The organism is Modestobacter italicus (assembly GCF_000306785.1).
GTDB classification, from domain to species: Bacteria; Actinomycetota; Actinomycetes; order Mycobacteriales; family Geodermatophilaceae; genus Modestobacter; species Modestobacter italicus.
This window is the reverse complement of sequence record NC_017955.1, coordinates 1,473,603-1,492,936: the sequence shown is the minus strand read 5'-3', so window position 1 is coordinate 1,492,936 and position 19,334 is coordinate 1,473,603. Positions and strand designations below refer to the sequence as shown.

Sequence of the window (19,334 nt, the reverse complement as noted above, 5' to 3'; positions counted from 1 at the left end):
CGTGACCCTCGACGAGTTCACCGCGCTGCTCGGCCCGGACCGGGTCGTCCCCGGCGGTCCGGCCGCCAGCGCCTGGCTGCGCGACTTCTCCTGGTACTCCCCCGTGCTGGAGAACGCGCTGGCCGACACGACCGTGGACGCCGTGCTGCGGCCGCGCTCCGTCGACGAGCTGCGCGGCTGCGTGGCGACCGCCGCGGAGCTGCGGGTGCCGGTCACCCTGCGCGGTGCCGGCACCGGCAACTACGGCCAGTCGCTGCCGCTGCAGCGCGGGGTGGTCGTCGACGTCCGGGACGTCGCCGGCGTGCTGGACGTCGCGTCCGGCCGGATCAGCGTGCTGCCCGGCACGGTGCTCAAGGACGCCGAGGAGGCCGCCCGGCTCACCGGCCAGGAGCTGGCGATCATGCCGAGCACCTACCGGATCTCCACCGCCGCCGGCTTCGTCTCCGGTGGCTCCGGCGGGATCGGCGGCGCGGCGCACGGCGACCTGTGGGACGGCAACGTGCTCGCGGTCGAGCTGCTCACCGTCGAGGAGCGGCCCCGCACGGTGCGGCTGGAGGGCGACGACGTCCGGCCGGTGCTGCACACCTACGGCACGATCGGCGTGCTGACCCGGGTCGAGCTGCGGCTGGTGCCGGCGCGCGACTACACGCCGGTCGTGGTCGCCTTCCGCGACCTCCCCACGCTGGCCGGCTTCGCCCACGACCTGGTCGCAGGCGATGTGCACGTGCGGCTGTGCTCGGTGCACGAGGCGGCCGGTGCGGCGATGCTCACCCCCATCACGTCGCTGTTCTCCCCCGGCGAGGACGTCGCCCTGGTGTGGGTGGACAGCACCCGGGTCGAGGACCTGCGCGAGCTGGTGGGCGCGGCCGGTGGGCGCACCGTCGACTGGGCCGCCAAGCCGCACATCAGCCAGTTCCCGTTCAGCCACACCATCCTGTGGGCGCGCAAGGCCGAGCCGGCGTCGTCCTGGCTGCAGTGCGAGTACGCCAGCGACCGGGCCGGCTTCCTCGACCAGGTCGCAGCGCTGCGCGACCGGTACCCCGGGGTGTTCCTGCAGCACGTCGAGTTCGCCACCTCCGCCGGCCGCACCCGGCCGCTGGGCATCACCCCGCTGGTCGGGTTGCCCGACCACGAGGTGGCGCTGGAGGAGCTCATCGGCTTCTGCCGGAGCCTGGGCATGACCGTGCTGAACCCGCACAGCTACGTGGTCGAGGAGGGCGGCTTCGTCGGCGACACCGGCCAGGTGGTCGCGCTGAAGACCTCCTGCGACCCGTACGGGCTGCTCAACCCGGGCAAGCTCGGCGACAGCTTCTTCACCTCCCGCGGGCTCACCCCGCCGAGCGCACGGGCGGCTGCCGCGCGGCGCTGAGCGTCCGGTCCCACCCGGCCAGCAGCGCGGTCAGCGCGGTGTCGGTCCCGCCCGCACCGAGCACGGCGAGCCCCACGGGCAGCCCGTCCACCAGTGCCGCCGGCGCCACGGCGACCGGCAGCCCGCCGACCCCGGCCAGGCAGGTGAGCCGCAGGGTCGCGGCCCGGTACTCCGCCTTGCGGGCCGGGTCTGCGGTGATCGGCGGCGCCGTCGAGCTGGCCGCCGGCATCAGCACGGCCACCCCGGCCGGGAGCCGCCCGGCCAGCGCCGCCCGCCCCTCGGCCACCGCGGCACGGCCGGCCGCCAGCTGGTCGGGCGTCACCGCCGCGCCGTCGGCGAACCGCTGCGCGATGCCCGGCCCGAGCACGCCGGGGTGCGCGGTGATCCAGTCGCCGTGCGCGGCCCAGGCCTCCGCGCCCTGCACGGCGCGGAACGCGGTGAACCAGCGCTCGCGCTCCTCGGAGGTGGCCAGCGCGGCGCGGCTCAGCGGCAGCCCGGACGCCGCGGCCAGCTCGTCCGCCGCAGCGGCCAGCGCTGCGGCGACCGGCGGGTCGGCCAGGGCGAGCAGGTCCTCGGCCAGCACCAGCGAGGTCACCGGTGCCGCGGCCGGCAGCAGCACGCCGGCCACCCGGTGCAGCAGGCCCGCGCCCCGGGTCAGCCAGCCCAGGGTGTCGAAGGAGGGCGCCAGCGGCAGCACACCGTCCAGCGGGACGGCGCCGTGCGTCGGCCGCAGCCCGTGCAGCCCGCAGTAGGACGCCGGCACCCGGATCGAGCCCGCGGTGTCGGTGCCCACGCCGACGTCCGCGGTCCCGCGGGCCACCGCGCTGGCCGGGCCGTTGGTCGAGCCGCCGACCACCAGCCCGGCGCCCCACGGGTTGGCCGGGCTGCCGGAGTGCACGTTGGTGCCGGACAGGCTGTAGGCCAGCTCGTCGGTGCGGGCGATGCCGCGCACGTGCGCCCCGGCGGCCAGCAGCGCGGCCAGCACCGGGGCGGAGGCCGCCGCGGGCGCCGACTCGGCCAGCTTCACCGGGTTGCCGGCGCCGATCGGGTGCCCGGCCACGCCGACCAGGTCCTTGACCGCGAGGCCGACGCCGTCCAGCGGCCCGCTGCCGGTGGCCGCGACCAGCGGCGAGCCGGTCACCCGCCAGGTGGCGGGGTCCTCGCGGGCGAGGGTGTCGCGGGTCGACGGCGGGGGCGTGGAGCTGACGTGCGCGACCCGCACCTGCCAGCCGACCGGCCCCTTCTCCCACACCTGGGTCTGCAGCCCCCGCGTGCCGTCCGGGCGCAGGGTCTCGGCCAGCGCCGTCGCCACCCCGGGCGCGTGCACCACCACGTGCAGCGCGGTCATCACCCGGGCCGGCGCCCCGCCCCGGCCGCGGCGGTAGCCGCTGATCGCCTCGTGCGAGACGAGCACCCCTGAGGCGTCGGCCCGCAGCGTCTCCTCCCCCGGCGCGAACAGCGCGTCGAGCTCGTCGAGGTCGTCGGCGGCCAGCGCCGACTCGTACCGGGCGACCGCCGCGCGCACCTCCTGCTCGACGACGGCGCGCTGCGGGACGGTCTCGACCACCGGGTCAGACCCCGGTGAGGACGGCGCCCAGCACGGCGGCGTCCGCGTCGTCCAGGAACGCCTCCGGGCCGGTGAGGATCAGGTCAGCGAAGCCGCCGTCGTTCTCCATCACCGTGATCGTGTACAGCCGCTCGGTCGGCGAGGAGTTGACGATGTGGTGCACCGAGGTGGCCGGCAGCACGATGACGTTGCCGGCCACCAGGTCCGCGACGTGCTCGTCGCTGTGCGCCCGCGCCGTCCCCTGCAGGACCACGAAGGTCTCCGTCGACTCCTCGTGCGAGTTGTCCGGCTGGGAGCCACCCGGCTCCCAGATCTCCAGGACGACGGTGGTGCTGGACCCGTCGGCGGGGCCGGACAGCACGGCGAGCCGCACGGTGCGGTTCTCGCCGATGTAGTGCGGGGTGATCTCCGCCAGCGACTTGACGACGGGTGCAGCGGCCATGGGGGGCTCCTTGCGGGTGGGTCGGAGGGTCAGGCAGGGAGGCCGGCGAGCAGCTCGGCCGAGGTGGTGGTGAAGCCGAAGCACTGGCGCACGTTGTAGACCGTCGCCTCGGTGCAGAACTCCGGGGAGGTGGTGCCGCACAGGTCCTCGACCAGCACGACGTCGTAGCCGAGGCAGGCGGCGTCGACGAGCGTGGCCAGCACGCACTGGTCGACGTTGACCCCGGCGAACAGCAGGGTGTCGACCCGCAGGTTGCGCAGCACCGAGTCCAGCGGGGTGTCCCAGAAGCCGCTCATCCGGTACTTGGCCACGTGCAGGTCGCCCGGGTCGACGGTGAGCCCGTCGACCACCGCGGCCGACCAGGAGCCCAGCTCCAGCACGTGCGAGCCGTTGGGCAGCGGGTCGCCGATGCCGGTGCTCGCGCCGTCGGGGTCGTAGACGTGCCGGACACCGGGCGGCAGGTTCGCCCGGTCGGGCCGGTTGCCCCAGTTCAGCCAGACCACCGGGACCCCCGAGCCGCGCAGCCGGGGCAGCGCCCGCTCCAGGGCCGCAGCCGGCGCGGCGGCAGCCGAGACGTCGACGCCGCTCGAGGCGAGCCACCCGTCGGGAGCGCAGAAGTCGTTCTGCATGTCGACCACGACGACCGCGGTGCGGGCGAGGTCCACGGTCAGCCGCTGCGGCAGCGCGGCGAGCTCCACCGGGCGTGCCGGCTGCGGCGGCCGGCGCAGGTCGACCGCGTCGGGGCCCAGACCCCAGCTGTTGCGTCCGGTCAATGCGTGATCATCCCGCCGGTCACGTTGAGCGCGTCGCCGGTGAGGTAGTCCGAGTCCTCGCAGGCGAGGAACAGCGCCGCGCGGGCGACGTCCCGGGGTTCGCCGAGCCGGCCGAGCGGGGAGAGCGCGGACCAGGCCGCGACGTCGTCCTCGGTGCGGGTGCCGGCACCCATCTCGGTGAGCACGAACCCCGGGCACAGGCAGTTGACGGTGATGCCCAGCGGGCCGAGCTCCGCGGCGGCGGCCCGGGTCAGCGCGATGACGGCGGCCTTGGACGCCGCGTAGTGCGCCTGGCCCCCGCCACCGGCCTTGCCGCCCATGCTCGCCATGTTGACGATCTTGCGGACGCCCCGGCCCGGGTCGGCGGTCATCGCCCGGACGGCGACCTGCGTGGTCACCAGCATCGCCCGGGTGTTCACCGCGAACACCTCGTCCCACTCGGCCGGGTCGATCTCCAGCAGCGGGGTGAGCCGCAGGATCCCGGCGTTGTTGACCAGCACGTCCACGCCGCCCAGCTCGGCGATCGCCTTCCCGGTGACCTCCCGGGTGGCCGCCACGTCGGCGAGGTCGACGGCGTACCCCCGGCCGCCCACCTCGGCGGCCACCGCACCGACCTCGTCGGCCAGCCGGTCCAGGAGTGCCAGCCGGGCGCCCTCGGCGGCGAAGGTGCGGGCGATCTCGGCCCCGATGCCGCGGGCGGCTCCGGTGACCACCACCCGGCGGCCGGTGAGCCGCCCGGTCATCGCGGCGCGGGGTCGAACCGGGCGACCTCGGCGAAGGCCTCACCGAGGTAGGCGACCATCGCCTTGGTCCGCTCCTCGCCGCGGGCCGCGGTGGCCTGGCTCGCGTCGCCGATCACCCCGGCCGGGCCGAACTCGTCCGACGTCCAGCCGAAGGAGACGGTGCCGCCGAAGCGGACGTGCTTGTACTCGTCGAGGTGCTCGGGCACCCAGCGCTCGGCCTGGGACATGTCGACCAGCTCGGGACGCAGGTGGAGCATCAGCGAGGTCTCCTCCAGCCCGCCGTGGACGCCCATGCCCAGCTCGTCGGCCGGGCTCTCGCCACCGTGGTCGGCCGGCAGCGCGGGGTGCATGGTGAAGGTGCGCAGCCCGGTCTCCAGCCGGATGTCCCGGGCGGCGACCTGGAGCAGCGCGGAGTTCCCGCCGTGCCCGTTGAGGAAGGCCAGCCGGCGGGCCGGGGTCTTCGCCACGCAGCGGGCGATGTCGAACAGCACCGCGGTCAGCGTCGCCGCGGACAGCCAGAAGGTGCCCGAGGACCAGGCGTGCTCGTTGGACTTGGTGTAGGCCAGCGGCGGCAGCAGCCACAGGTCCAGCTCGTCGCCGAACTGCTCGACGGCCAGCTCGGCCAGGGTCTGCGCGGTGATCAGGTCGGTGGCCACCGGCAGGTGCGGGCCGTGCTGCTCCAGCGCGCCGGTCGGCAGCACGATGACGCTGTCCGGCCCGAGGGCTGCGGTGAGGGCGGGGGCGGTGAGCTCGGTGAGCAGTCGGGCGGTCACCCGGCGGACGCTAGGTGCCGGTCGTTGCGCTCCGGTGACGGCCGCGTTCCAGGCGTCACCTGCGCGGAACACGGGGCTGCCAGGGTCCCCGGCGTGCTGAACGTACGAGGTGCCCTGGCCGTGTCCACCGGCGCCGGGGAGGAGCTGGCCGGCGCCGACGTCGGCTGCGGGGACGACGGCCGGGTCGCCGTCCTGGGGTCCGGGGCGGCGGGTGAGGTGCTGGACGCGACCGGCTGCGTCGTGACGCCGGGCCTGGTCAACGCCCACCACCACCTGCTGCAGACCGCGTTCCGCACGCTGCCCGGCACCCGCGGCGTCCCGATGGCGCAGTGGCTGCCGACCATGGCCGCGGCCTACGCCGCGGTCGGGGTGGACGACGAGCTGGCGTACGCCGCCGCGTCCGCGGGGCTGGCCGAGGCGCTGCTCTGCGGCGTGACCACCGTCGCCGACCACCACCTCACCTGGCCGCCGCTCGCCGACGACGGCGTGGGCATCGCCACGGCCACCGCCACCGCCGCCCGCGAGCTGGGCGCACGGGTGGCGTTCGTCCGCGGCAGCGCCCGCGACGACGCGGAGACCGCGGCCACCTCGGCGGCGGCGATCGCGCAGGCGCTGGTGCCGCACGGCGGGGTGACCGAGGACGGCGTGCTGCAGGTGGCCGTCGGCCCGGCCGGGGTGCACAGCGACTCCCCCGACACCTTCCGGCTGCTCGGTGAGGTCGCGGCGGCCCACGGGCTCCGCCGGCGCACCCAGGCCAACGAGCAGGTCGACGTGGTCGTCGCCGCCGAGCGCTACGGCCGTCGTCCGCTGGAGCTGCTCGAGGAGTGGGGCTGGCTGGCTCCCGACGTCACCCTCGCGCACCTGTGCGGGGTGACCGGCGCGGAGGTCGCCCGGCTGGCGGCCGCCGGGGTCACCGCCACCCACGCCCCGGGCTGCGACCTGCCGATGGGCTGGGGCGTCGCGCCGATGGCCGCGCTGGCCGACGCCGGGGTGCCGGTCGGGCTGGGCACCAGCGGCGGCGGCTTCAACGACGCCGGGCACCTGCTGGCCGACGCCCGGCTGGCCCTGCAGGTGGCGCCGCTGGTGGGCCGGCCGGTGAGCGCCCGGGAGGTGCTGGGCTGGGCGACCCGCGGCTCGGCCGACGGGCTGGGGCGGACCGACCTGGGCCGGCTCGAGGTGGGCGCCCGGGCGGACCTGGTCTGCTGGGACGTCACCGGGGTCGCCGACGCCGGCCTCGCCGACCCGGTCGCCGGGCTGCTGTGGGCCGCGCCCGGCCGCCGGCCCCGGCACGTGGTCGTGGCCGGGCGGGTCGTCGTCCGGGACGGCGTGCTGCAGACCGTCCCGGAGGCGGCGGTGGTCAGCCGGCTGCGCGACCTGCTGGCGCGCCGCCGGGCCCGCTGACCCGGCCGGCGCTCACCACCCCGCGGGGGGCTCGAACCGGAGCACCCCGGCCTCCTCGAGCAGGGCCGCGACCCGCAGCGGGGTGCGGTCGTCGAGGTACCGGCCGAGCAGCTGCGCCCCGATCGGCAGCCCCGACCGGGCGCCCCGACCGACCGGGGCGACGGTGGCCGGGCCCATGCCGATGCCGGTGAGCCGGCTCCACGCCCAGACCGTGTCCGCAGCCGGCAGCACCCGCCCGTCGAGCTCCAGCGTCCGCCGGGACGCCGGCACGTCGGACAGCGCGGGCGCGGCGCACGGCACGGCCGGGCAGAGGACGACGTCGACCCGGTCGAAGACCCGGTCCCAGCGGGTCACCGTCGCCCACTGGTCCTCCCGGTCGTCGAGCGCGTCCCGCAGCGTCTGCACGGACCGGCGGGCCGCCAGCACGTCGGGCTCGTCCCCGGCCCGGGCCGCCAGCTCCCGGCTGGCCTGCCACGCCGCCTCGTCCAGCCCGTGCACGACCTCCCCGGCCTGCAGCCGGGTGAACAGGTCCAGCGCCGCCTGACCGGCGACCGGGGCGTCGGTCAGCTCCTCGACCCGGCAGCCGGCGTCGGCGAGCCGGTCGGCGAAGCCGGTCAGCGCGGCGCGGGTCTCCGCGTCGACCGGCGCCGCAGGGTCGTCGAGCCACACCGCCACCCGCACCTGGTCCAGTGCGTCGACCGACGGCGGCGGCAGCTCCAGCCGCCAGGCCCGTGTGGCCGGACCCTCCACCCCGACCAGGACGTCGAGGAACAGCTCCAGGTCGCGCGCCGAGCGCACCATCGGCCCGACCGAGGAGACCGCGGGCTCCAGCAGCCCGCCCTGCGGCCACGGCATGTGCCCCAGCTTGGAGACGATGCCGTTGCTGGGCCGGTGGCCGAAGAGCCCGCACCAGGCGCTGGGCACCCGCAGGGACCCGGCGAGGTCGCTGCCGAAGTCCGCCACCGACAACCCCGCCGCGACCGCGGCACCGGCACCGCTGGAGGAGCCACCCGGGGTGCGGTCGAGGTCGTGCGGGTTGCGCGCGGTGCCCAGCTCGGTCGACGCCTGGTGGTCGTCGAGGTACACCGGCACGCTGGTCTTGCCCAGCACCACCGCGCCGGCCGCCCGCACCCGGCGCACCAGCGGTGCGTCGACGGTGGCCGGCCGGGCGTCGGACAGCCGGCCGTGGGAGGTCCGCAGGCCCGCCGCGTCGAAGCTGTCCTTGATCGTCACCGGCAGGCCGGCCAGGGCCGGCAGCTGCTCGCCGCGGGCCCGACGGCGATCGACCTCCGCCGCGGCCCGCCGGGCCGCCGGCACGTCCGCGTCGACGACCGCGCCCAGCGCGCTGCCCGGGCCGGTGAGCAGCCGGACGTGCTCCTCGAGCAGCTCCTCCGCCGAGACCGATCCCTCCGCCAGCTCGGCCAGCAGGCCGGTCCCGTCCCGCCCGGCGAGCGACCGGGGTGCGACGGCCCGGCCGTCGTCGACGACGTGGCGCACGATCGGGCCCCTTCCCCAGGACGTCGGCCGACCGGCACGACCGGACGGACCCTGGCACCCGCCCCCGGTCGGGGCAACCGTCGCCGGACCAGGACACACGATGTTCACGAGCGCCGGACCGCCGTGACACCGGACTCGGCCACCGTCGCGGCCATGACCACCACGCAGCGGGCACCCGGCCCGCTCCAGCCCGGCGAGGCACTCGACCCCCGGGCGCGGTACCTGCCGACGACACCGGAGACCGCCTCCTGGGGCTGGCTGCCCGGCGCCGAGGACCGGCCGGTGCTGACCATCGACCCCGGGGACACCGTCGTCGTCGACACCGTCAGCCACGAGGGCGTGCTCGAGGACCAGGGCCGCGACCCGGTGGCCTTCTTCGGCGGGCACGGGGTGGCCGCCGCCGACGTGCTCGGCGACGCGGTGGCCATCGCGGCGTCGGGGCTGCGGCCGGCGGGCAGCGAGGGCGGCCCGCACGTGGTGACCGGGCCGATCGCCGTCCGGGGTGCCGAGCCGGGCGACGTGGTGACCGTGGAGGTGCTCGACCTGCAGCTGCGCGCCGGGTACGGCGTCATCTCCAACCGGCACGGCAAGGGCGCGCTCCCCGGCGAGCTGCCCGTGGTCCCCGGCACGGTCAGCGTCTTCGCGACGGTGGACGGCGACGAGGGCGTGATCGGGGTGCCCGGACGCCCCGGCCGCTCGCTCCGGTTCCCGCTGCGCCCCTTCCTCGGGTTGGTGGGGGTGGCCACCCCGGGCCGGCTGCACTCGACCCCGCCCGGCCGGCACGGCGGCAACCTCGACGTCTCGGTGCTCGGCGTGGGCAGCCGGCTGCACCTGCGCGTGCAGGTGCCTGGCGCCGGGGTGCACGTGGGCGACCCGCACTACGCGATGGGCGACGGCGAGGTGGCGCTCACCGCCTTCGAGGCACCGCTGCGGGCGACCCTGCGGATCACCTCCACCCGGGCTGCCGACCTGCGTCCCGGCATCGCCGAGCTGCTGCCGCTCGGCGAGACACCGCAGCTGTGGGTGCCGATCGGCCTCGACGAGGACCTCGGCGAGGCGATGCGGGACTGCGTGCGCCGGGCGCTGGGCCTGATGCAGCACGGCTTCGACGTCGACCGGGCGACGTCGCTGGCCTACCTGTCCGCCGCCGTGGACTTCTCGGTGTCCCAGGTCGTCGACGTCGTCGCCGGGGTGCACGCCGCCATCCGCAAGGCGGACCTCCGCGAGGTGACCGGTGACCGACCGGCCGCCCTGTTCGGCGGCTGAGCCGGCGTGGCAGACGTCATCGTGGTCGGCGGCGGGCACAACGGGCTGGTGTGCGCCGCCTACCTGGCCCGTGCCGGGCTGGACGTCGTGGTGCTCGAGGCACGCGGCACCACCGGCGGATGCGCGTCCACCGTCGACGCGCTGGACGGCGCCCGGGTCAACGTGTGCAACTGCGACCACACCATGGTCCGCACCACGGCCATCGCCGACGAGCTCGACCTCGCCGCCCACGGGCTGAGCTACCTCGACGTCGACCCGCAGGCCCTGCACGTCTCCTGGGACTCCCCCGGCGCCGCACCGTTCGTCCAGTTCCGGGACGTCGACCGGACCATCGACGCCCTCGCCGTCACCCACCCGACCCAGGTCGACGGCTACCGCCGCTACCTCGCCGACGCCCTCCCGGTGGCCCGGCTGCTGGTGGAGCTGACCTCGGCCCCGCCCACCCCGGGCGCGGTGCTGCGCCGGCTGGCCGACCGGCGGGCCACCGCGCTGCCCCGGCTGCTGGACTGGTCCCGGCGCAGCGTGGGCGCCGTGCTGCAGCGGTACCTGACCGACGAGTCGCTCGTCGCCGGTGCCTTCACCACCGGCCCGGCCGTGTGGGGCGTGACCGCCGGCACCCCGGGCACCGGGCTGGGGGCCACCGGCCTCGCGATGCGGCACCTGGTCGGGATCGGTCGCCCGGTCGGGGGGTCGGGCGCCCTGCCCGCGGCGGTGCACGCGGCCCTGGTCGCGGCCGGCGGCCGGGTGCGCACCGGGGCCCGGGTCGCCGAGGTGCTCGTCGAGGGCCCCGGCGTGCGCGGCGTGCGGCTGAGCACCGGGGAGGTGGTCGAGGCGCCCGCGGTGGTCTGCGCCGTCGACCCGCGGCAGGCCCTGGTCGACTGGCTCGGCTCCCCGCCGTCCGGCGCCGCCGCGATGACCGCCCGGTGGGCGGCGCGCCCGACGCCGGACGGCTACGAGTCGAAGATCGACGCGGTGGTCTCCCGGCTGCCCCGGCTGCCGCAGGTCGACGACGCGCTGCTGGCCGCCACCGGGCCGTTCGACCAGCACGTGCCCACCACCACGATCGCTCCCCCGCTGACCGAGATCGCCGCTGCGCACGCCCTGCTGCCGGAGGGGCGCGTCGCGCCACGGCCCATGCTGCTGGTCAACACGCCCTCGGTGCTGGACCCGACGATGGCGGTCGGCGACGACCACGTGTTCAGCCTCGAGGTGCTGTGGACGCCGTACTCGCTGCCCGGCGGCTGGGCCTCCTCGACCGAACCGCAGCGCTGGCTGACGGCCTACGCCGCCCAGGTCGAGCCGGGCTTCCTCGACGGGGTCCGGCGCTGGCGGGTGGTGACCCCGGAGGACTACGAGCGCGACTTCGGCATGACCCGCGGCTACGCCCCCTCCTTCGCCGGCGGCCCGCTGGCCGCACTGCTGGGCCGGGACCGCGAGCTCACCCGCTACGAGACGCCGGTGCGCGGGCTGTTCCTCACCGGCGCCGGCACGTTCCCCGGCGCCGGTGTGTGGGGCGCGTCGGGCCGCAACGCCGCGTCGGTGGTGCTGCGCCGGCACGGCGCCCGCGCCGCGGCGTGAGTGGAGTGCCACGGGCGCGTTCTCCGCGCCGTGGCACTCCACTCAGGCGGGGACGGCGGCCGGCAGCTTGCCCGGGTTGAGCAGTCCGGCCGGGTCGAAGCGGGCGGCGGCCCGGCGGACGTCGTCCAGCGGCTCCGCGAGCTCCCAGGTGTGCGGGTCGCTGACGTGCACGCCGAGGCCGCGCAGCGCGTCCATCGCCTCGTACAGCGCCTGCTCGGTGGTGTACCGGGTGAGCAGCAGCCCGACGAACCCCGGACCGTCCGGGCCGCCGAGCCCGTCCAGGTGCACCAGCGCCCCCGGCAGCAGCGCCCGCACCTCCGCCGCCCGCTCAACCAGCGCCGGCCCCCCGACCTGGAGGTGCGCCAGCCCTGGCCGGACCTTCTGCACCCGGTGGGTCGCGTGGTTGAACGACAGCGAGGTCAGCAGCGCCGGGCCGCCCGCGCGGACCTCCTCCACCCGGCCGCCGGCCGCACGCACCACCTGCCGGGCCGCGGCCAGCACCCCGGTGTCCACGATCGCCCGCAGGCTGCACCGGTCCCTCGGGATCGCCGGGTCCACCGGCAGGGCCGCCACGATGCCCGGCTCGTCGACCGAGACCAGCCGTGGCGCGGGGTCCAGGGACATCAGCGCCAGCCCGGCCGCGACGGCGTCGGCCTCGGCGGGGAAAGAGGCGAACAGCGCCGTCCAGTCCCGCCGCGGGCGCAGCCGGACGGTGGCCGAGGCGATCACGCCGGTCGTGCCGTAGGCGTGCAGCAGCGGCGCGGTGTCCGCCCCCGCCAGGTGGACCAGCTCCTCGGCGCCGGTGCACGGGACGACGTCCAGCCCGGTGACGAAGCCGCTCCACAGCCAGCCGTTCTCGATCGAGCCGGTGCCCCCGGCGCCGCCGGCGAGGAAGCCGCCGAGCGTGCTGCCCACGGTCGAGGGGAACATCGCCAGCTCCTGCCCGGTGCGCCGGGCGGCCGCCTCGAGGGTGACGAAGGGCGTCCCGGCCTCGGCCGTGATCCAGCCCGCGCCGACGTCGACCACCCGCCGGGACCGGGTCAGGTCGACGACCAGCCCGTCGCGCAGCGGGATCGCCTGCCCGTAGTTCCCGGTGCCCTTGCCGCGCGGGGTCACCGGCACCCCGGCCGCGTGCGCCAGCGCCACGGTCCGGGCCAGCCCGGCCGGGTCCGCGGGGAAGGCGACGGCGTCGGCCAGCCCGGCGGGGAGCTTCGCGGCCAGCACCGGGGACATCGACGCCCAGTCGGTGGACGCGGTGCGCCGGACCCGGGGGTCGGTGGAGACCGCGTCGTCGCCCAGTGCCTGCCGGAGCCGTGCCACGAGATCGCGCATCCGGACACCGTGGCGTGCCGGCATTTCCCCGGGATGAGCAGCGCGAGACGACTCGTCACCGCCGCGTAATGGCGGCGACACCCCCGCCGGGCAGCCTCGCCGGTGCCCGAGGTCGCGCGGATGGCGCGAGCGACCCGGGGAGGGAAGGACACCCCGATGACGATCACCGAGACCGAGCAGACGGCGACCCGCGAGACCACCCACCACGGCCCCGACCACCTGGTGCTCTCCGAGCACCCGGTCTTCCGCCGCTTCTGGTACGCGGCCTGCTTCAGCGACGCGGTCACGGACGGTCCGGTGCAGCGCACCGTGCTCGGCCGGGAGCTGGTCGTCTGGCGACCGGTGCCGGGCGGGCCGGTCAGCGTCGCCTGGAACCGCTGCGCGCACCGCGACGCCCCGCTGTCGATGGGCTGGGTGAAGGACTGCCACCTGGTCTGCCCGTACCACGGCTGGGAGTGGGACGCGCAGGGTCACACCCAGCGGATCCCGCAGTTCCCGACCGCGCCGCACCCGACGAAGAGCGGGCTCACCATGGTCCGCGCCCAGGAGCGCTACGGGATGGTGTGGGTGTGCCTGGCCGGTGAGGACGAGGGCGGTCCGTTGGCCGACCTGCCCGAGGTCCCGGAGTGGGGCGCGCCCGGCTGGCGGACCGTGCCGGAGAAGCAGTGGGACTTCGACTGCACGGCGATGCACCTGGTGGAGAACAACGTCGACCCCGGGCACGTGGCGTTCGTGCACAAGAACACCTTCGGCAACCCGGACAACGCCGAGCTGACCGAGGCCGAGCTCGAGCGGACGCCCTACGGCTTCGTCACCCGCAGCGAGGTGCCGGTGGAGGCCCGCCCCGGCGAGACCGGCTCGACCGTGCGCTCGACGGTCAGCCAGGTGCACCTGCCGTTCTTCATGGCCCTGCACATCACCTACCCGGACGGGCTGGGCCACGTGATGCTCAAGGCGATCACCCCGGTCGACGACGAGCGCTGCACGATCATCCAGACGGTGCTGCGCACCGACCGCGAGGAGGACCGCCCGGCCGCCGACATCGTCGCCTTCGACGACGTCGTGGAGCAGGAGGACGCCGACCTGCTCAACCGGCTGCCCGCGGCCTTCCCGCTGGCCCCGCGGCTCAACGCGCATGCCAAGGCCGACCGCAACAGCCTGCTGCTGCGGCGGATGTACACCGAGCTGGTCACCGGCCGCTGGTCGCCCGGCTGACGTCCCGCCCGTGACGCGCGGCCCGGTGACCTGACCGTCACCGGGCCGCAACGTGGTCCCGGCATCGTCCGGTCGTGACCCGACTTCTCGTGCGCAACGCCGTCCTGCTGACCCTGGACCCCGATCGCCCCGACCCGTTCCCGGGCTGGTTCACCGTCGGGGACGACGGCCGGCTGACCGCCGTGGAACCCGGCGAGCCCCCGGCCGGCGTCGCCGCCGACGAGACGCTCGACGCCGGTGGCGCGCTGGTCGGACCCGGCTTCGTCTCCGCGCACAGCCACCTGTTCACCTCCGGCTCGCGCGGGCTGGGCATGGACCAGACGCTGTACGGCTGGATCGAGGCGATGACCCGCTACACCGCGGCCGCCGACACCGACGACATCTACTGGATGACCCGGCACGGGGCCCAGGACTTCCTGCGCAACGGCATCACCACCGCCTTCGACTTCAGCGACGCCGGGCTGCGCTTCGAGAAGGAGTCCGCCGGCGTCGCCCGGTTCGACTCCGCGCTGCCGGACACCGGGTTCCAGCACGCGCAGCTGCGGGCCAAGGTCGACGCCGGGCTCCGGCACGTGCACAGCGTGATGCTCGGCCAGGGCGACGTGGACACCGACGCCGCCCTGGCCCAGCTCGACGACGTGGTGGCCCTGGCCGCCACCGCCGACCCCGACCTGCACCTGCGGCTGGCCATCAGCGGCACGGTGCAGTGGGCGTCGTCCCGGGACGCGGCGACGCTGGAGGTCGCCGCGATGCGCCGGCACGGCCTGCTCAACCAGCCGCACTTCCTGGAGAACCCGAACGAGGTGGAGCTGCAGCAGTCGAAGTTCGCCTGGTACGCCGAGGCCGGCGCGCTGGGCCCGGACCTGGTGTTCGGGCACTTCATCCAGACCACCGACGAGATCCTGCAGGCCGCCGCGGCCGCCGGCTGCGGGATGAGCTGGCAGCCGATGAGCAACGGCCGGCTGGCCTCCGGGGTCGCGCAGATCCCCCGGATCCGCGAGCTGGGCATGCGGGTGGGCATGGGGCTGGACGACCAGTCGTGCACCGACGTCAGCGATCCGTGGAACAACATGCGCACCGCGCTGGCCCTGCTCCGGGCCACCCACCACGACCCGGCCGCGATGCCGGTCCGCGACGTCCTCGCGCTGCACACCCGCGGCTCGGCCGAGGTGCTCGGCATCGACGACTCCGTGGGCACGCTGCGGGTCGGGCGCTACGCCGACTTCCTGGTCGTCGACCCCCGCCGTCCCGACACCGGGCCGGTGTGGGACGCCTACGGCACCTACGTGCTGGCCTGCTCACTGCGCAACCTGCACGCGGTGTACGTGGGTGGCCGGCAGGTCGCCGAGGGCGCCACGCTGTGCGACCCGGCGTCGACCGAGGTGGAGGCCCAGGTGCACGAGCGGATGGCCCGGCTGCGCGCCGAGGTCGACAGCCGCTGAGCGCCGCCGTCCCGGGGCCTGCCCGCCGGCGGCGCGCCCCGGGACGCGGACCTCGCGCTCGATCCCGATGAAGCACGCGTGCTTCATCGCGCGAAAGTGCGCGTGCTTCATCGCGCGAAAGTGCGCGCGTGCTCGGCCCCGGGACGGCACTGCGCCGGCAGTCCCCGCGGGGACTGCCGGCGCAGCGGGTGGGCCGGGCCTCGGGTCAGTTGAGGCCGATGGCCGTGTCGATGAACTCGTTGGTCACCAGGTCGTCCGGGGTGATCCCCGACTTGGGCGCGGTGCCCTGCTCGGTGAAGATCGGCGTGGTCTGGTCGATCAGCGTCTGCACGCGGGCGGTGTCGAAGTTGCCGTGCGTGCCGTCGTTCCCGTTGCCGACCAGACCGAGGTCGGCCTGGGTCTGCACCGAGTAGTCGGCGACGCCCTGCGAGTACACCCAGCCGGTGTCGTACTCCTCGACCAGCTCCAGGATGACGTCGTTGACCCGCGACGGGTCCTCGAGGTAGTCCAGGTCGGCCTGCTGCATGAGCGGCACCAGCGCCTCCAGGCAGCCGGACATGCCCTCCAGGTCATCGGTGCGCACCGAGATCGACGACTGGTAGGGCTGGAACCCGGCGTCGTAGACCAGCTGGTAGTCCACGTCCTTGCCCCAGGCGTCGACCTCGTTCTTGTAGATGTAGGGCTCGGCCGAGGCGAAGCCCTGCTGGGCAGCCTCGCCACCGGCGGCGACGAAGCCGCTCGGGGTGCCGTCGTAGGAGCCGTCGACCTGGTCGGCCTTCAACACCCCGGAGCCGGTCAGGTAGGCCATGTACGCCGAGCCGTCGAAGTAGCGGACGGTGGCGTCGGTCGTGCCCAGGTCGGCGATGCTGGTGACGTCGGGGTAGGTCTCCGGGTCCCACATGATCATCGTGGGTGACTTCTCCAGCGGTGCGAGGACCGCCGTCGTCGGCTGCGTGTCCGACAGCTGGATCGCCTCGTCGGTGGCGATGTAGCCCAGGGTGATCGAGTCGTCGGCGTACATCTGCGAGGTGACCGTCTGGAAGCCGATCGCCGGCCCGCCGGCGCGGATCTCCAGCTTCACACCGGTGCTGTCGCCGGCGCTGTCGATCAGCGTGCCGCTGACGACCTTGTTGTCCGAGTCGATCTCGTAGTCGTCGCCCAGCGACTCGTAGAGCCCGCCGTGCTCGGCCTCGGGGTTCCAGTCGGTCTGGACGACGACGGTGTCCGGGCAGCCGGCGGCCGCCAGGTCGGTGCTGCCGACGTCGCCGGAGGGGGCGGCCGACGCGGCGTCGTCGTCCCCGCCACCGCAGGCGGCGAGGGAGAGGGCCAGCATGGTCGCCGCAGCGACGCCTGCCGTGGTCCGGGTGATGCGCATCGTGCTCCTAGGGGCTGGGAGGGCGGCGCCTCAGGCTCGGGGCGCCGTCACCGGGCCGGCGACGGTGCGCGGCACGGGGCTGGTGCGGGCTGGTGCGGCAGCGCCGGGGAGGGCGCGGCGACGGCTGCCGGCTGGGACCGGTCACCCGTCGGTGTACGACCGTGGTCACCCTCTGCGGCGACTGTTTCGGCTGCGTGTGTCGGCGGTGAACGGCGCTCGCGGTGCATCACGACTTGGCCACAGCGGCCGGCTCACACCATCGCCGCACGTTCGGGCGCCGTCCGGCGGCCCACGTGCGAGGCCGGCAGCCGGTCGCGCCCGGCACCGAAGAGGTGCGCGCGCAGCGTGGCGCCCTCGTAGGCCTCCTTGGCCAGGCCCCGCGCACGCATCACCGGCAGCACCAGGTCGATGAGGTCGTCGTAGGTGCCCGGGGTGACGTAGGGCTGGACGAGGAAGCCGTCGGCGCCGGTGCGCTGGACGAACGCCTCGGCCTGGTCGACGACGTGCTCGGGCTCGCCGACGAACACGGTGCCGTTGACCCCGTTGCGCCGGTGGTCCTCCAGCACCTGGCGGACCGTGGCGACCGGCGCCCCGTTCGCCCCGGTGAAGCGGTCGACGCTGCTCTGCCCCTGCTGCGTGCGCCCGGTCAGCGGGCCGTCGAGGTCCATCGCGAGCAGGTCCAGGCCGGTGAAGAAGGCGTAGGCCGCTGCGGCGTTCTCCAGCGTGGACAGGTCCAGCATCCGCTGCCGTTCGGCCTGCGCCGCGGCCTCGGTGGGCGCGGTCACGAACATGGCGCCCACCAGGAACTTGATCGCGTCCGGCTCGCGGCCGTACCCGACGGCGCGGCGGCGGATGTCGGCGATGTTGGCGGCCACGTGGTCGGGGTCGCCCCCGGCCAGGAAGACCGACTCCGCGTAGGTGGCCGCGAAGTCACGGCCGCGGCCGGAGGTGCCGGCCTGGAACAGCAGCGGCGTGCGCTGCGGCGAGGGCGGCACGGTGAGCAGGCCGTGCGCCCGGAAGTACGGACCCTCGTGGTCGATCTCGTGCACCTTGGCCGGGTCGGCGTGGACGCCGCCCGCCTTGTCCAGCCGGAGGGCGTCGTCCTCCCAGGAGGTCTCCCACAGCTTCAGCGCCAGCTGCACGGAGTCCTCGGCCATGGCGTAGCGCTCGTCGTGCGGCATCATCTGCTCGCCGAACAGCCGGGCCGAGGACGCCTGCGCGGCACCGGTGACGATGTTCCACCCGATCCGGCCGCGGGTCAGGTGGTCCAGCGTGGCGAAGCGCCGGGCGAGCACCTGCGGCTTGTCCACCGTGGTGGACGCGGTGACGACCACGCCCAGCCGGCTGGTCGCCGCCGCGATGGCCGAGACCAGGACCACCGGGTCGGCCGCGGGGAAGTTGATCGCGTCGGCGACCGCCAGGTCGATGACCCGGTCGTGGAGCGTGGGGTAGCCGTAGCTGTCGGCCAGGAAGAGGAAGTCCAGCCCGGCGTCCTCGAACCTCCGGGCCAGCCCCGTCCAGTGCTCGATCGTGAGGTACGCCGCGGAGGTGTCGTCGGGGTGCCGCCAGCTGCCGCCGGTGACCCCACCGGGGCCCATCCGCTGGAAGATCCCGAGGGTCAGCGGTCGGGTCATGCGGCGTCGCGGCTCTGGTCGTACCAGCGGCCGACGGCGAGCTTGCCGAGCCAGCCGAAGAGCGCGAAGACGGCGATGCCGAGGGCGGCGGCCACGATGATCGTGAGGAACAGCTCGGCGCCCTGCAGCCGCGAGCTGAAGTTGTTCAGCAGCACGCCCAGGCCCGGGTTGCCCTTGCGGAAGAAGAGGTCACCGACGATCGCGCCGACCACCGAGAGCCCGGCGGAGATGCGGAACCCGGCGAAGATGGCCGGCATGGCGGCCGGCAGCTGCAGCTTGAGCAGCCGGGTGAGCCGGCCGGCGCCGTGCAGGTCGAACAGCTCGTGCATGCCCCGGTCGACCGACTGCAGGCCGAACAGCGTGTTCGACACGACCGGGAACAGCGCGATCATCACGCAGACGATCACCCGCGAGCTGAAGCCGTAGTCGAACCAGAACCCGATGAGCGGCACGAGGGCGAGGATCGGGACGCACTGCAGCGCGACGGCGTAGGGGAACAGCGAGCGCTCGACCGTCCGGCTCTGGCTCATCGCGATCGCCCAGGCCATGCCGATCACGATCGCGATGACCAGGCCGACGAAGGTGACCGTGATGGTGCGGCCGAGGGCCTCGCCGATCTTCTCCATCGTCGGCCCGTCGAGCAGGGCGTCGGTGATGATCGTGTGCGGCGCCGGCATCAGGAACCGCCGGGCGGGGTCCAGCACCAGGTAGGTGATCGCGTACCAGATGCCCAGCAGCACCACGAAGACGCCGATCGGCAGCAGCGCGTCGGTCAGCCGCTTGCGTCCGCGCCGCCGGCGGACCAGCGGGGCGGTGCCCGCACCGCTCGCGGCCACCGGGGCCGGTGTCTCCGCGGTGGTCGTCACGGCGGTGGTCGCCACGGCGGGCTCCTCCGAGTCGGGCGCGGAGCTGGCCGCGCGGTTGTCC

General features: G+C 75.4%; 16 protein-coding genes. 6 read left to right on the top strand and 10 right to left on the bottom strand.

Annotation, left to right across the window (positions count from 1 at the left end):
* Position 1 precedes the first annotated feature (1 nt).
* Positions 2 to 1,369 carry an FAD-binding oxidoreductase gene (locus MODMU_RS07270; RefSeq protein WP_014739556.1) on the top strand — a complete coding sequence of 456 codons (1,368 nt, stop codon included), beginning with the start codon at positions 2 to 4 and terminating at the stop codon, positions 1,367 to 1,369.
* Here MODMU_RS07270 and MODMU_RS07265 read toward each other — a convergent pair.
* Genes MODMU_RS07265 through MODMU_RS07245 form a run of 5 tightly spaced genes read right to left on the bottom strand, consistent with a single transcriptional unit; the run spans position 1,329 to position 5,667 of the window.
* Complete coding sequence (locus MODMU_RS07265; protein WP_014739555.1) at positions 1,329 to 2,936, bottom strand: AtzH-like domain-containing protein; 1,608 nt, start codon at positions 2,934 to 2,936, stop codon at positions 1,329 to 1,331. The genes MODMU_RS07270 and MODMU_RS07265 overlap by 41 nt on opposite strands.
* Before the next feature lie 4 nt (positions 2,937 to 2,940).
* On the bottom strand, positions 2,941 to 3,378 hold the full coding sequence (locus tag MODMU_RS07260) for a cupin domain-containing protein (protein WP_014739554.1): 438 nt from the start codon (positions 3,376 to 3,378) through the stop codon (positions 2,941 to 2,943).
* Positions 3,379 to 3,407: 29 nt separating this feature from the next.
* Complete coding sequence (locus MODMU_RS07255; protein ID WP_041795039.1) at positions 3,408 to 4,151, bottom strand: cysteine hydrolase family protein; 744 nt, start codon at positions 4,149 to 4,151, stop codon at positions 3,408 to 3,410.
* Complete coding sequence (locus tag MODMU_RS07250; RefSeq protein WP_041795037.1) at positions 4,148 to 4,894, bottom strand: SDR family NAD(P)-dependent oxidoreductase; 747 nt, start codon at positions 4,892 to 4,894, stop codon at positions 4,148 to 4,150. Before MODMU_RS07250 ends, MODMU_RS07255 begins: the two co-directional genes overlap by 4 nt.
* The gene (locus MODMU_RS07245) at positions 4,891 to 5,667 is read right to left on the bottom strand and encodes a creatininase family protein (protein ID WP_041795035.1); all 777 of its coding nucleotides are present in this window, start codon (positions 5,665 to 5,667) and stop codon (positions 4,891 to 4,893) included. The genes MODMU_RS07250 and MODMU_RS07245 overlap by 4 nt, the downstream gene beginning before the upstream one ends.
* Positions 5,668 to 5,760: 93 nt before the next feature.
* Between MODMU_RS07245 and MODMU_RS07240 the strand changes: the two genes are divergently transcribed.
* A complete protein-coding gene (locus MODMU_RS07240; protein ID WP_014739550.1) occupies positions 5,761 to 7,068 on the top strand; it encodes an amidohydrolase family protein in 1,308 nt (435 codons plus the stop codon).
* Between the two features lie 12 nt (positions 7,069 to 7,080).
* Here MODMU_RS07240 and MODMU_RS07235 read toward each other — a convergent pair whose 3' ends face one another.
* Positions 7,081 to 8,565: an amidase family protein gene (locus MODMU_RS07235; protein ID WP_014739549.1), complete on the bottom strand. Its 1,485-nt coding sequence runs from the start codon at positions 8,563 to 8,565 to the stop codon at positions 7,081 to 7,083.
* A 153-nt stretch (positions 8,566 to 8,718) separates the two neighbouring features.
* Here MODMU_RS07235 and MODMU_RS07230 point away from each other — a divergent pair, with 153 nt between their 5' ends.
* Complete coding sequence (locus tag MODMU_RS07230; protein WP_041796143.1) at positions 8,719 to 9,831, top strand: acetamidase/formamidase family protein; 1,113 nt, start codon at positions 8,719 to 8,721, stop codon at positions 9,829 to 9,831.
* Between the two features lie 6 nt (positions 9,832 to 9,837).
* Positions 9,838 to 11,409: a phytoene desaturase family protein gene (locus tag MODMU_RS07225; protein WP_014739547.1), complete on the top strand. Its 1,572-nt coding sequence runs from the start codon at positions 9,838 to 9,840 to the stop codon at positions 11,407 to 11,409.
* A gap of 42 nt (positions 11,410 to 11,451) precedes the next feature.
* Here the strand turns inward: MODMU_RS07225 and MODMU_RS07220 are convergent, their stop codons facing one another.
* A complete protein-coding gene (locus tag MODMU_RS07220) occupies positions 11,452 to 12,741 on the bottom strand; it encodes an FAD-binding oxidoreductase (RefSeq protein WP_014739546.1) in 1,290 nt (429 codons plus the stop codon).
* 156 nt (positions 12,742 to 12,897) lie between these two features.
* Between MODMU_RS07220 and MODMU_RS07215 the strand changes: the two genes are divergently transcribed.
* Both MODMU_RS07215 and MODMU_RS07210 read left to right on the top strand, forming a co-directional pair.
* Positions 12,898 to 13,956: a Rieske 2Fe-2S domain-containing protein gene (locus tag MODMU_RS07215; RefSeq protein WP_014739545.1), complete on the top strand. Its 1,059-nt coding sequence runs from the start codon at positions 12,898 to 12,900 to the stop codon at positions 13,954 to 13,956.
* A 74-nt stretch (positions 13,957 to 14,030) separates the two neighbouring features.
* On the top strand, positions 14,031 to 15,398 hold the full coding sequence (locus tag MODMU_RS07210) for an amidohydrolase family protein (protein ID WP_041795034.1): 1,368 nt from the start codon (positions 14,031 to 14,033) through the stop codon (positions 15,396 to 15,398).
* A gap of 205 nt (positions 15,399 to 15,603) precedes the next feature.
* On the opposite strand, the gene MODMU_RS07205 is transcribed toward MODMU_RS07210, so the two are convergent.
* From MODMU_RS07205 to MODMU_RS07195, 3 genes are all read right to left on the bottom strand, one after another.
* Positions 15,604 to 16,773, bottom strand: a complete 1,170-nt coding sequence (locus MODMU_RS07205; protein ID WP_014739543.1) for a nitrate ABC transporter substrate-binding protein — start codon at positions 16,771 to 16,773, stop codon at positions 15,604 to 15,606.
* A gap of 251 nt (positions 16,774 to 17,024) precedes the next feature.
* Complete coding sequence (locus MODMU_RS07200) at positions 17,025 to 18,407, bottom strand: NtaA/DmoA family FMN-dependent monooxygenase (protein WP_051143941.1); 1,383 nt, start codon at positions 18,405 to 18,407, stop codon at positions 17,025 to 17,027.
* A complete protein-coding gene (locus tag MODMU_RS07195) occupies positions 18,404 to 19,288 on the bottom strand; it encodes an ABC transporter permease (RefSeq protein WP_014739541.1) in 885 nt (294 codons plus the stop codon). Before MODMU_RS07195 ends, MODMU_RS07200 begins: the two co-directional genes overlap by 4 nt.
* Between the last annotated feature and the right edge of the window lie 46 nt (positions 19,289 to 19,334).